The sequence below is a fragment of the Gordonia sp. PvP123 genome (assembly GCF_040547295.1).
Lineage (GTDB): Bacteria > Actinomycetota > Actinomycetes > Mycobacteriales > Mycobacteriaceae > Gordonia > Gordonia terrae.
This window is the reverse complement of sequence record NZ_JBEPPN010000008.1, coordinates 144,802-157,777: the sequence shown is the minus strand read 5'-3', so window position 1 is coordinate 157,777 and position 12,976 is coordinate 144,802. Positions and strand designations below refer to the sequence as shown.

The 12,976-nt window shown below is 67.7% G+C and carries 10 protein-coding genes; 5 read left to right on the top strand and 5 right to left on the bottom strand.

Annotated features, from left to right (window positions below; genetic code table 11):
* The first annotated feature begins 23 nt into the window (after positions 1 to 23).
* Genes ABIC25_RS17370 through ABIC25_RS17355 form a run of 4 tightly spaced genes read left to right on the top strand, consistent with a single transcriptional unit; the run spans position 24 to position 3,151 of the window.
* The gene (locus tag ABIC25_RS17370; protein WP_354562431.1) at positions 24 to 422 is read left to right on the top strand and encodes a universal stress protein; all 399 of its coding nucleotides are present in this window, start codon (positions 24 to 26) and stop codon (positions 420 to 422) included.
* Positions 412 to 975 carry a tripartite tricarboxylate transporter TctB family protein gene (locus ABIC25_RS17365; protein ID WP_354562430.1) on the top strand — a complete coding sequence of 188 codons (564 nt, stop codon included), beginning with the start codon at positions 412 to 414 and terminating at the stop codon, positions 973 to 975. The genes ABIC25_RS17370 and ABIC25_RS17365 overlap by 11 nt, the downstream gene beginning before the upstream one ends.
* A complete protein-coding gene (locus ABIC25_RS17360; RefSeq protein WP_354562428.1) occupies positions 975 to 2,480 on the top strand; it encodes a tripartite tricarboxylate transporter permease in 1,506 nt (501 codons plus the stop codon). The genes ABIC25_RS17365 and ABIC25_RS17360 overlap by 1 nt, the downstream gene beginning before the upstream one ends.
* On the top strand, positions 2,480 to 3,151 hold the full coding sequence (locus ABIC25_RS17355; RefSeq protein ID WP_354562427.1) for an RraA family protein: 672 nt from the start codon (positions 2,480 to 2,482) through the stop codon (positions 3,149 to 3,151). The genes ABIC25_RS17360 and ABIC25_RS17355 overlap by 1 nt, the downstream gene beginning before the upstream one ends.
* Before the next feature lie 229 nt (positions 3,152 to 3,380).
* On the opposite strand, the gene ABIC25_RS17350 is transcribed toward ABIC25_RS17355, so the two are convergent.
* Genes ABIC25_RS17350 through ABIC25_RS17330 form a run of 5 tightly spaced genes read right to left on the bottom strand, consistent with a single transcriptional unit; the run spans position 3,381 to position 11,942 of the window.
* The gene (locus ABIC25_RS17350) at positions 3,381 to 4,127 is read right to left on the bottom strand and encodes a TetR/AcrR family transcriptional regulator (protein WP_354562426.1); all 747 of its coding nucleotides are present in this window, start codon (positions 4,125 to 4,127) and stop codon (positions 3,381 to 3,383) included.
* Positions 4,124 to 5,755 carry an FAD-dependent monooxygenase gene (locus ABIC25_RS17345; protein ID WP_354562425.1) on the bottom strand — a complete coding sequence of 544 codons (1,632 nt, stop codon included), beginning with the start codon at positions 5,753 to 5,755 and terminating at the stop codon, positions 4,124 to 4,126. Before ABIC25_RS17345 ends, ABIC25_RS17350 begins: the two co-directional genes overlap by 4 nt.
* A gap of 10 nt (positions 5,756 to 5,765) precedes the next feature.
* On the bottom strand, positions 5,766 to 7,481 hold the full coding sequence (locus tag ABIC25_RS17340; RefSeq protein ID WP_354562423.1) for a (2,3-dihydroxybenzoyl)adenylate synthase: 1,716 nt from the start codon (positions 7,479 to 7,481) through the stop codon (positions 5,766 to 5,768).
* The gene (locus tag ABIC25_RS17335) at positions 7,478 to 9,799 is read right to left on the bottom strand and encodes a hydantoinase B/oxoprolinase family protein (protein ID WP_354562421.1); all 2,322 of its coding nucleotides are present in this window, start codon (positions 9,797 to 9,799) and stop codon (positions 7,478 to 7,480) included. The genes ABIC25_RS17340 and ABIC25_RS17335 overlap by 4 nt, the downstream gene beginning before the upstream one ends.
* A gap of 34 nt (positions 9,800 to 9,833) precedes the next feature.
* A complete protein-coding gene (locus tag ABIC25_RS17330) occupies positions 9,834 to 11,942 on the bottom strand; it encodes a hydantoinase/oxoprolinase family protein (RefSeq protein ID WP_354562420.1) in 2,109 nt (702 codons plus the stop codon).
* 265 nt (positions 11,943 to 12,207) lie between these two features.
* On the opposite strand from ABIC25_RS17330, the gene ABIC25_RS17325 reads away from it, so the two are divergent.
* Positions 12,208 to 12,963: a maleate cis-trans isomerase family protein gene (locus ABIC25_RS17325; protein ID WP_354562419.1), complete on the top strand. Its 756-nt coding sequence runs from the start codon at positions 12,208 to 12,210 to the stop codon at positions 12,961 to 12,963.
* The last annotated feature ends 13 nt before the right edge of the window (positions 12,964 to 12,976 follow it).

The window sequence follows — 12,976 nt, the reverse complement described above, 5'->3', positions numbered from 1 at the left end:
TCACGAGACATCACGGAGACACCATGACCATTCTTGTCGCCTTCGCCCACACGCCCGAAGGCCGCGCGGCGCTCGATCACGGCCGGCGCGTCGCGCACAGCGAGAACTCGCAACTGATCATCTTCGACATGGACACCCCCGCCGTCGACGACGACGGCGGCATCCCCGAGCCGGACTTCGCCCGTGCCGGAAACATCATCGACGACATCGCGATTCGCTGGGTCGGCCATCGCCGGGAGGACTCCGATCCGGCCGCCGAACTCATCGACGTCTCCGAAGAATTGTCCGCCGATCTCATCGTCGTCGGCCTGCGCCGACGGTCGCGGGTCGGGAAGCTCCTGCTCGGGTCGAACGCGCAGCGCATCCTCATCGACGCCGAGGTCCCGGTCCTCGCGGTGAAGGCAGCCCATCATGACGACTGACAACGCAGCGGCCCAGCCCGCCGACACATCGATCGACGACAGACCGGTGCGCGCCCGCCGACCCCTCACCGGACGGAGCGGTCTGGTCGTCGCTGGCCTGATGCTCGCGCTCGCCGTCTACCTGACCGCCGGCATCATCGGTATGGAGATCCCGGGAAGCGCGGCCACTCCCGGGCCGGCGTTCTTCCCGATCATCCTGACGATCTGCGCCTACCTCATCGCCGGTCTCCTGACCGTGCAGACGCTCCGTCACCCCGACGAGCCCGATCCCGACATCGTCCCACCCGAAACCGGACAGTGGCGCACCCAGAGCGACTGGCGTGCAATGGGTCTCGTCCTGGCCGGGCTCATCGCCTTCACCGTGCTGCTGATCCCGCTGGGTTGGATCCTGTCCGCCGCACTGCTGTTCTGGATGGTCGCCCACGCCATGGGTTCCACCCGCCCGATTCTCGACATCGCGGTGTCCCTCGTCGTCTCCTGTGCCGTGCAGGCGTTCTTCTCGGCGGGCCTCGGTCTGAATCTGCCCGCCGGCATCCTGGGAGGGCTGTTCTGATGGACAACGTCTCGCTTCTGCTGGAGGGCTTCTCCCAGGCGCTCACGCCGATGAACCTGCTCTGGGTCTTCATCGGCGCGCTGCTCGGTACCGCGGTGGGGGTGCTTCCGGGTCTCGGTTCGGCGATGGCCGTCGCGCTGCTGCTCCCGGTCACCTTCACCCTCGACCCCACCGCCGCGTTCATCATGTTCGCCGGTGTGTACTTCGGCGGTCTGTTCGGTGACTCGACCATGGGCATCCTGATGAACACGCCCGGCGGGTCCACTGCCATCGCGACATCGTTCGAAGGACACCGGATGGCCAAGCGCGGGAGGGCCGCACAGGCGCTCGCCACCGCCGCCATCGGCGCCTTCATCGGCGGGATGATCGCGACGACGATCGTCGTGTTCTTCGCGCCCAAGCTGGCCGATCTCGCCATCCAGTTCGGTCCCGCCGAGTACTTCGCACTGGCCGTCTTCGCGTTCATCGCGATCGCCTCGGTCGTCTCCGACTCCGTCATCAAGGGCCTGACGGGCCTACTCATCGGTCTGATCCTCGCGGTCGTCGGGATCGACGGGATCTCGGGTACGCAGCGCTTCACCATGGGCGCACCCGAGTTGTTCGACGGCATCAGCATCATCGTGATCACCGTCGGCACCCTGGCCCTGGGCGAGGTCATCTACGTCGCCTCTCGCATCCATCGCACGCGTGCCCCGGACGCGGACGCCGTCATCGGCCGTCCCTTCCTCAAGCGCGCCGAGTTCCGCGAGGCGCTCCCGGCGTGGTTGCGCGGCACCGGTTTCGGTGTTCCGTTCGGCGTCATCCCGGTCGGTGGCGCGGAGGTTCCCACGTTCCTCGCCTACGGAACCGAGCGGCGTCTCGACCGCAAGCGACCCGACCCCCAGTTCGGACAGGGCGCCATCCGCGGCGTCGCCGGACCGGAGGCGGCGGGCAACGCGACGTCGGGCACCGCGATGGGAGCCCTGCTCGCCATGGGCCTGCCGACGTCCGCCACCGCGGCCATCATGCTGGCAGCGTTCCAGCAGTACGGCCTGCAGCCCGGACCACTGCTCTTCGAACGCAACGCGGACCTCGTGTGGACCCTCATCGCCAGCCTGTTCATCGGCCTGGTCATGCTGTTGATCCTCAACATGCCGTTCGCCGCCATCTGGGCGAAGCTCCTGCTGATCCCCAGGCACTACCTCTACGCGGGCATCGCGGTGTTCTGCGTCCTGGGCGTCTACGCGACCTCGGCCGCGATCACCGACCTCATCCTGGTCATCGCGATCGCCTTCGTCGGATATCTGCTGCGCCGTTACGGTTTCCCGCTCGCGCCGGTCATGATCGGCGTCGTGCTCGGCCCCCTCGCCGAGACCAGCCTGCGCAACGCGATGATGTCGAGCGGCGGCGATCCGAGCGTGTTGGTGGGCAGCGCGATCACCTGGGTCCTCTACGGCGTCCTCGCTGTTGTCGTCCTGTTCACCGCGTTCCGCCGCCTGCGGATGCGGACGCGTCAGGACACGTGATGCGTACAACCACCGACCGCGCACTCATCCGTTCCCGGTTCCTCGCCGTCGACGTCGCCAATGTCGCCGATGTCCTCGACGACCTCGGCCACCGTGATCAGGCGCTCGGGACCGACTTCTCCTGCGTGGCGGGGCGCGAACGTCTGGCCGGGTGGGCGTTCACCATCTCGGGCGCGATGAGCGACGAGCCGGGTCGGGACCCGCTGAAAGCGCAGGCGTGCAATGAGATCGGCCCGGACGAGGTCTCGGTGTGGGAGGGGAATGGACGTGGTGTCTGCTACTTCGGTGAACTCGTCGCGATCGGGATGATGCAGCGGGGTTCCCCCGGCGCAGTGCTCGACGGCGGTGTCCGCGACCGGAAATGGTTGCACGAGATCGGCTTCACGGCATTCTCGCGCTACCCGACGTCGGTCCAGACCAGCGGCCGCTGGCGCGTCAGCGCGTGGCAGCAGCCCGTCACCCTGCCGGGCGCGTCCGGGCAACCGGTCGTCATCGAACCCGGGGACTTCATCCTCGGCGACGACGACGGTGTCATCGTCATCCCCGCCGCGCTCGTCGACGTCGTGGTCGAGGCCGCCGAGACCATGACGGACAAGGAGATCGACGTCCGTGCGGCGATCCGCAACGGTATGACCCTCGCCGACGCGATGACGAAGTTCGGCCGCATCTGAACTCCCGTCCTCTGCGGAGCGCAGCTTCAGCTCCGCTCCCTGAGGAGGCCGGAGCCTACGGAGGCCGTCTCGAAGGGTCGTGGCGAGATGGGTCGCCAACCCTTCGTGGCTCGTCGCTATCGCTCCTCGCACCTCAGGGAGCAGGAGCTATGCGGCCCATTCGGATCAGGGGCCAGGAGTTACACGGCCCATTCGGATCAGGGAGCAGGAGTTACACGACCCTTTCGGATCAGGGAGCCGGGGGTGACGCGCGGTCCCGGACCTCCCGCTCCAGGTAATCCAGGTTCTGCCGCATCTGGGCGATGAGGCGATCGGCCCCGGAGACCGCGGTGTCCGCTTCCGGATCGACCACCGTATTGACCGCCATGTCGGCGAGTTGCCGCGCGACCTTCCGGTCGGACTCGGCATCGCCCGGATGATGCCACCAGGCAAGCCAATTCAGCATTCCGATGATTCCGAGCGCGGAGACCCGCGGATCGGCGGGACGGAACCTTCCCTGGGCGATCCCCTCCTCGACGACCGCGACCAGCTCTTTGAGGACCCGCCGGCGGCTCTGGCGGTAGGTCTCGGCCAGAGCCGGCGGCAGCTCGGCCTCCGACCGGATGAGGAGACGGAACCGGTCCAGGGTCTGGGTCTGGTGGAGTGCGATGGACATCGCCATCTCGTGGACCTTCCCGACGGGGTCGAGATCCGTGCGCTGATTGATCTCGTGCAGCAGGATCGCCGGTTCCTCGGCGATCTCGCTGACCAGCCGGGCGAACAGTTCGTCCTTGTTGGCCACATAGTGATAGAGCGCCGGGCGGGTGAGACCGGTGGCGTCGGCGATGTCCTGCAACGTGGTGCTGGCCAGCCCGCGCTCGGCGAACAAGCGGGTCGCCTGCTCCATGATCTCGCGTTCGACCAGCTCACGACGAGAATTGCTGCGTCCACTCCGCCCACCTGGCGTGGACGATTCCTGGGGGGTCGAGCTGGTCATAGGCGAAGAATAGTGCGTTCGGCCTCGGTGTTCCGTTCCACCTCGCGCAGTTCATCCACCGCAGCGCCATCCCCCACAGCTTCATCCGCCACGGCCGCGTCGGTCACGAACACCAGATCGGCGCGGAGGCTCACCAGACCGGCGACGAGATCGTCGTACGAGCTGTCCGGGGCTTCGACGACGACGAGAGCGCCGGTCTCGCGACGCAGGCGCTCCCCGACGTCGAGTCTGGTCAGCACCGCGTCCCGATCGCCACGCCCGGTCAACCACACGACGGTCGCGTGCGCCGCCTCGGCGACCAGACGTCCTGCCCCCGGGCCCCACGCGGAGTCGACATCCACGTCGATCCGCAGGGTTCCGGGCTCGGACCGCAGCTGCACGGGGGCTCCACGGCTCGGGAAGGACCACGGTCCGCGTACCAGCGGTTGTGCGACGATCCACTGCGCGGTCGCGGCGTCGGGGACGGACGCGGGATCGACGTCGGCGTAGGCGGCCAGACCTCGCCGGGCCACCTCGGGTGCCGAGGCCGCGAAGCGGTCGATCCCCACCTTCCCCGCGCGGGTCATGTAGGCGATCATCAGCTGGTCCACCGGCATGTCCGCACGACGCGGGAACGATTCCCACCACTGCTCGCTCCGGGTCGCTATCGACTGCAGGTATTCGACATTCGGCCGCCGCGCCGATTCGTAGGCCGACAGGGCCTCGTCGAGCGTCGTCGCATGCCGCACCGCGCGGTCGAGCTCGATCGCGTCCTCCATCGCGAGTTTGGTTCCCGACCCGATCGAGTAGTGCGCGGTGTGCGCCGCATCCCCGAGCAGCACGACGTTTCCGGTGTGCCACCGGTTGCACGTCACGGTGCGAAAGCGCAGCCACCGGGTTCGGTTGCCGATGAGACGATGACCGTCGAGCGCGTCCGCGAACGCTTCCTGGAGATAGGCCAGTGCGGTCTCGTCGCTGTCGGCGACGCCCGTAGCCTCGGTCGAGACGTCGAAACCCGCTCGACGCCAGGTGGTCTCGTCCGTCTCGATCAGGAATGTGCTGCGGTCCGACGCATACGGGTAGGCGTGGGCGACGAAGGTGCCGTGTTCGGTGGTCACCGGCGTGAAGATGGCACTCGGCAACGCGAAGTCCGTTCCGCACCAGAGGTACAGGCCTTCGCCGGTGCTGATGGCCGGACCCAGGTCGTCGGCGAGATCGGTGCGGGTGGCGCTGTTGACGCCGTCGGCGGCGACGATGAGGTCGGCGTCGAGGTCGACGACCGACCTGCGCGCGCCGAACTCCAACCGCACACCCGCGGCCGTGGCATGGTCCTGCAGCACCTCCAGCAGCGTCGTCCGTGCGATCGCGAGCAGCTCGCCGTGCGACAGGCGCGCCACATGGTCGCCCACCCGCATCGACATCTCGTGCGGATGTGACACGGCGACGATCGCGTCGAGCGAGTCGGGATCGGCCTGGCGGAGGTTGCGTTGGGTCCGAGACGCAAGGCCGACGCCGAATCCGAAAGTGGTGTCGGGCGAGCCCTGTTCGTACACGGTCACCTCGGCATCGGGGTGGCTTCGCTTGAGCAGGCGCGCTGCGTACAGCCCACCCGGACCGCCACCGAGCACGGCGATTCGACTGAGTTTCATCGTTTCTTCCTCACTGATCAGTTCGCTCGAGCTTCGCCACGACGTCGGCGCGGAGGCGCTTCTTGTCGATCTTCCCGACGTTCGTCTGGGGTAATTCCGGTACGTGCTCGAGCCGCTCGGGCCACTTGAACTTGGCCACGCCCAGCTGTTCGAGGTGTGCGCGAACACTCGCCATCGACACCGGCTCGCCGTCCGCGGTGACCAGGTATGCGCACGTCCGCTCACCCAGTCGCGGGTCGGGCATGGCGACGACAGCGGCATTGCGCACCCGCGGATGGGTGACCAGCAGCTGTTCGATCTCCTCCGCGTTGATCTTCTCGCCACCGCGATTGATGAGGTCCTTGATTCGCCCCTCGACGGAGACATGGCGCTCGCCGTCGACGAGCACGATCTTCGCGAGATCCCCGGTCCGGTAGAAGCCGTCGGTCGTGAACGCGGCCCGGTTGTGTTCGCGTGCGTCGAAGTAGCCGGGGATCGTGTACGGACCCCGGCAGGACAGCTCGCCGACCTCACCGTCGGCCACCTCGACCTCCGAGCCGGGTTCGAGAATCCGGATCTCGTCTCGCGAGGCGATCGGGGTGCCGACCGTGGTCAGCCGCGACTCCTCCGGAGCGTTCCGGGGAGAGACCGTGAACATGCCTTCGGACATCCCGAAAAGCTGTCCGACCCAACGTGTTCGGCCACCGGCCCGGTCGAAGAGCTCGCGACCGGGCTTGGCGCCGGACAGGATGACGTTGCGCAGGAACGCGCTCGGCTCGTCGAACTCGGGGCCGGCGACGGCCTGATAGTGCCCGTGTCCGATCAGGACATCCGTCGCCCGTTCCCGTGCCATGAGCGGGAACGCCTTCGACACGTCCGCGGTCGCGAGGACGAGACAAGCTCCCACCGAGTGCGCGGCATGAAGTCCACAGCTGATGCCCGCGTTGTGGATGATCGGGATCAGGTGCGCGACGCGCGTCTCCTCGGTCCACCCCAGACGCCGTGCGTACAGCAGGGCGTTGTCCCAGTACTCGACGTGCAGACGTGGGATCACCTTCGGCACACCGGTGGTGCCGCCCGACAACTGGAACGCGCAGACGTCGAGCGGGTCGATGCCGGACTGGACCGACTCGACCCGCGCTCGCGCCTCCGCCGGCGGCGTGTCGGCCCCGAGGGTCTCCACCGGGTGCGCTCCATCCTCACCGCCGACTGCGCCGATCGTGAGGATGGAGCGCAGCGTCGGGTGGCCCTGGGCCTGCTGCCGCGCGAACTCGACGAGGTCGAAGCCGAGTCCGGCCTCGACGACGTGTCCGACCGCGCCGACCGCACGGGAGATGTGGCCGATCTCGTGCGCACGGTGCGCCGCCAGCGTCGCCACCGGCACCAGTCCCGCTTTGAGACACCCGTACCAGACGAGGACCGTCTCGATCCTGTTTCCGGTCTGGAAGAGCACCGGGTCGCCGGGTACCAGGCCGAGATCGAGCAGTCCCGCCGCGATCCGATCGGTGCGGGTTCCCAACTCGGCGTATGTCATCGAGGCCACATCGGTCACCACGGCGGGACGATCGGGGAAGCGGTCGACGGTGTCCTGTAGACGTTGAGCCAACGGACGGTCGGTCCACTCCCCCGCCTGCCGGTAGACCGCGGCGCGGTCCGCCGGGTACCCGACCAGTCGGTCGCCCCAGCGTGACCGACCAGGTCCCGGAGTCCGGGCCGACGATCGCTCGGGGGTGGAGGTCACCGTCATCGACCCGCCACCGCTGGGAGCAGTTGCGCGAGCTCGGCGACGTGGTCGGGATGGTCGACCGGCACGATGCCCGAGTAGACGGCCGTGAAGCACCCCGGGCAGCACTGCTGCCGGAACACCACGTCGGTGTCGACGTATTCGCGGGGATCGGAGGTGACCTGCGGACCGGCGTCGCTCGACGGGCCGTCGTAGCGTGCCAGGTCGAGCCGGCCGGACTTGCTGTCGCCCAACAGCCTTCCGCAGTGTGCGCAGCCCACGACGCGAGCATCGCCGATCGTGGCCTCGACCAGGTTGTCGTCCAGACGTCGGGCGCGATCCAGGTCCAGGGTCGCCTCTTGTCCGGACGGGAGCTCCGAGCGGTTTCGGCGAATCTCGCGCAATTGTGCCCGCTTCTCCTCGGTCCGCGAGTCGTCGACCCGGCCGTCGGCGAGTACGACGCCGTACGTCTCCTCGGCACCGGCGAGGGTCACTTTGCCGTTGCGCACGTCCGTCGCCACGGCTTCCGGCTCGCGGTGCAACGGGTCGCCATAACCGCCCCCGCCCTGCCAGTGCATGTACAGCACCTCACCGGGGGCGAGGTAACTCTCGTCGTAGCACGCGCCGATCTCCTTGTTCCCGGCCAGTTCGTCCATCGAACCGGGAATCCGCCCCTGTGCCAACAACTCCTGCACACCCGAATCACGCGCGAGAATCTCCAGGCCGGTGTTGCCGGGCAGGCCGCCCGCCAACCCGGAGTTCTGGGCCACCGCCTTGCCCGCCGAGGCGAACACGAGTCCCATCGGCAAACTGGTGCCGTACGGCGTCACGGCCAACGACGCCGACACACCGCCGCGATGCCGCCCCGGGCCGCCGGAGTCGGGCTCCTCCCGGCGCCACAGGGTGAGCAGCGGGTAGAGGAACTCCGTCATCTCGGTGTCGGGGATGCGCCCCATCGGGATGCAGAACAGGCCACCGGTGTCCATACCGTCGGCGACCGGCCTCGCTCCGTACCCGCCGGCCATCGGCTCCATCATGATGTTGAGGAACGGCACCGGTTGCTCACCGCGCTCGTCGAGGCCCGCGACCACCGCGGTGTCCCACGTACCGCAACACGACGCCTGCACGTTCTTGCCGAACTCGAGGTGGCGATCCAACATCTGGGCCAGACACTCCGCGATCAGGTTGCCGGTGAGCCAGGCCGGGCCGATCGGTCCGCGGCTCACCGCGGCCGGGAAGGTCGCGTTGTTGATCGTCCCCTCCTCGGCCACCAGATCGAAGCATCGCATCAGACCGCCTGCCGACCAGGGAATGTCACCGGCGAGGATGGGGAGCAGCGCCAGCATCACCCCGCCGCGCATGCCCGCGTACGTGCAGTTGATGACGCCCGTCTGCGGGTCGGTACCGGTGAAGTCGAACTCGAGGTGGTCATCTGTCTTGGTCATGGCGACGGTGATCTTGTGGACACCGCGGTCGCCGGTCTGGGACTGGTCCTGGTACCCGGTGGCATGCCAGGTGCCGTCCGGCAGGTCGGACAGCTTCGTTCGCAGCCGCCCCTCGGCGTCGGACATCATCCGCTTCATGACGGCCTTGACCGTGTCTGCCCCGTACTGCTCGATGACCGCGAGCAACCGGTCGCGGCCGACGCTGTTCGCGCCGATCTTGGCGCGCAGGTCGAGCCCGACGAGCATCGGGACCCGACTCCGCCGGACCCACACGTCGGCGACGTCGCGCTGCAGCTCGTAATCGCGAACAACTTTGATGGGCGGCGTCGGAAGCGACTCGGAGAACACGTCTTTGGCTGCCGGGTCGAATGAGCCCAGTCCGGATCCGCCGAGGTCGGGCTCGTGGCAGATCGCACTCGTCCAGGCGAACAGCTTGCCGTCGTGGAAGACGGGCTGGTAGACGATCACATCGCTCTGATGCAGTCCGCCGCCGACCCACGGGTCGTTGCACAGGAACATGTCACCCTCGGCGATGCCCGGATTGAGCGAACGGTGCTGCAGGGTCCAGTAGATCGCGAGATCCACGGCGCCCACCAGCATGGTGTTGTACAGCCCGACCTGGACCTCTTGGCCCAGTTCGTCGCTGACGGCGAAGTCGAAGTCGTTGGCATCGGTCACGATCGGCGATCCCGACATCCGTTTGAGGGCTTCACCCATCTCGTCGGTGACCGACCACAACCGGTGCCGGATCACCTCGTACGTGAGCGGGTCGAGTGCATCGATCTGTTCCTGCGAGACGGTGTGCACCGGCAACGACGGCGGCAGGGATCGGGCCAGCGCGTCGAGATCGGTGGGTCGGCTCGAGAAGACCTCCGAGCCGGGAATGGGTGCGGTCATGAGAGCGACTCCTGTGATTGCTGCGTGTGGTCGGTCATGCGGGATCGACGGTGATGTTCAGGTTGCCGAGGCGGTCGATCTCACCGGTGGTGTCGTGCGGGACCACCACCGTCGTGGTGGGCACCTCGATGACGGCGGGACCGCGGATGATGTGGCCGGCTCGTAGTCCGGCGTAGTCGTAGATGTCGGTGTCGACGAAGCCGCGCCGGCCGTCGAGGCAGACCTTTCGCACACCCACGTGCGCCGACGACGGGTCGGTGGTGTCGGCGGTTGCCAGTTCGGGCAGCTCCGGCGAGAACGGCAGGATCCCCGTGCCGCGCACGCGGTAGGTGATGGCTTGGATGCCCGCCTCGCGGAATCCGCTGTCCTTTCCGTAGAGATCCGCGTACTTCTTCTCGAATGCCTCTGCTGCGTCGACGATCTCGGCGGATGTCAGCGAACCGTCCGGTAGCGGGGTCGCGACCTCGGCCAGCTGCATGCTGTATCGCATGTCGATCTCGCGCTCTATCTCGACCGCGGCGAACTGCAGGCCCTGACGGTCGAGCTGACCGCGTACCTGTTCCTCGAGGACCTTGAAGTTCTCCTCCACCCGGGCAGGGTCGACCGGCATCGCTGCCGGGTCCGAGAGTTCCTTGGCGAGAACGATGTTCGACGATGCCAGGCCGTAGGCGGAGAAGGCGGACGCCACCTGGCCGAGCGGGACGACGACCCGGGACACCCCGATCTCCTGCGCGTACAGGCCGCAGTGCGCCGGGCCCGAACCGCCGAACGCGTAGACGATGAAGTTGCGGGGGTCGTGACCGGCTTCGACGACCGTCTTGCGCAACAGGTCTCCGGTCTGGGCGTTCTGCACCGCGTAGATGGCCGCGGCGGCCTCTTCCACCGACAGGCCGAGGGGTTCGGCGATGCGGGTACGGATCGCCTCGCGGGCGAGCTGCAGATCGAGCGCCTTGCGACCACCCAGCAGGCCGCGCTCGGGCAGGATGCCGAGGACGAGATTGGCGTCGGTGTTGGTCGGTTCGGTCCCGCCCTGCCCGTAGCAGGCCGGACCCGGCACGGCTTGAGCGCTGTGGGGTCCGATCTGGAGGTTGCCGCCGGCATCGATCCAGGCGATCGCGCCGCCGCCGGCGCCGATCGCATGGACCTCGAGCGTGGGGACGTTGATCGGGTGATGGTTGATGATCGTCGTCGACGACCGGACCGGCTCGCCGTCGACGACGAGCCCCACGAGGAAGGTCGTGCCGCCCGCGTCGGTGGCGATGATGTTGTCGTGGCCCAGCTGCCGACCGAGGGACACCGACCCGACCACCCCGCCGGTCAGCACCGAACCGACGGTCGAGATGGCGTTGCCCGGCGCTTCGGACGCGGCGACCGCGCCGCCGTTGCTCTGCATGACGAGGAGGGGACCGGCGAGCTGATGGTCGCGCAACCTGCCCTCGAGTTCGCCGAGGTAGTCCCGGAGGCCGGGGCCGATCTGGGTGCTCATCACCGTGGTCGCGTTGCGCGCGAACTCACGGATCCGTGGACTCACCTCACTCGACAGCGAGACGAACACGGTGGGGTCGACCTCGGCGACGATCTCGCGAATCCGCTGCTCGTGGGCCGGGTTACGGAACGACCACAGCAGCGACACGGCGATGGCGGAGATCCCGTCGTCGAGCAGCTCACGGACTGCGGCGCGCACCTCGTCCTCGTCCAGCGTCACCACGACACGACCGTCACGGTCCATGCGCTCGGTGACCTCGAGCGCGTGACGCTTGTGGATCAGACCGTGGGATTTGTTCTGCGCGAGCACATTTTGCAGCTGTTCGGGTGACCGTCCGAGGTAGCGGCCCTCGACGTTCATGATGAAGATCGAGTCGCGGTGCCCCTTGGTGGTGATGAATCCGACGTCCGGCACCCGGCCCATGACGAGCGCGTTCAGCGACGATGTGGTGCCGTGCGCGATGTGGTGGGTGTCGGCGAGCATGTCGTCGAGTGGACGGCCCAGCTGCTCGGCCAGAACGGTCAGGACGTCGATCACGCCGGCCGAGTAGTCCGGCGGAGTCGATGGCGCCTTCCCGGCGACGACCAAGCCGTTGCCGTCGTCGAGGACGGCGTCGGTGAACGTCCCGCCGACGTCCACACCGATCACGTATGCCATGGCCAGGTACTCCTTCGTTGTCCGGGCTTCGAGGCCCTTCAGGTCCGTTTACGTTGGCGTTGAGTATTCGACGTGATCGACCATGTGTCAAGCATTTGATATGAGCTGGATCACCCCTGATTGTCCCCTACTCGCCCATCGCTGCAGGTCAACACGATCGAGACCAGCACCTTGACGAATCATCACTAGCGTCGAATAATCATCATCAGCGTCAACTTGGCGCGATCGACCCGCTGCACGGGTCGCGATCGAAAGGACCGGACCCATGGGTGTCCACCGCATCGGCCTCGTCGTGCCGAGTTCGAACGTCACGGTCGAGACCGAGATGCCGGCCCTCCTGAACCGGCACCCGATCTCGCAGTTCTCGTTCCATTCGACCCGGATGAGGATGCACACGGTGTCCCCGGAACAGCTCGCCGCGATGAACGCCCAACGCGAGCGGTGCGTTATGGAGATCGCCGATGCCTCGCCGGAGGTGATCCTCTACGCCTGCCTGGTTGCGCTGATGGTCGGTGGACCGGGCGAGCACCAGCGCGTCGAGGGTGCCGTCGCGGAACAGCTGGCCACCGGCGGCTCCGACGCGATCATCCGGTCGAGCGCGGGCGCTCTGGTCGAAGCGCTCCGTGCGCTGGATGCCCGGCGCATCGCCCTCGTGACCCCGTACCTCCGGCCACTCGCCGAGAAGGTCGTCGAGTATCTGGACGCCGAGGGCTTCGAGGTGATGGATTGGCGGACCCTCGAAGTCGCGGACAATGCGGAGGTCGGATGCATCCCCGGTGACCGCGTCATGACCGCCGCCCGGTCCCTCGAACTGGACGGCGTCGATGCGCTGGTGCTGTCTTGTTGCGTCCAGATGCCGTCGCTGGATCTGATCGACGACGCCGAACGAGAGTTCGGCCTGCCCGTTCTGTCGGCCGCGACGGCGGGCGCCTACAGCATCCTGCGCGGACTCGGCCTGCCGGCGTCCATCGAGGGCGCGGGGAGCCTGCTGCGCGCCGACATCGCCACCGTCCCGGCCTGATCACTCATCCCGA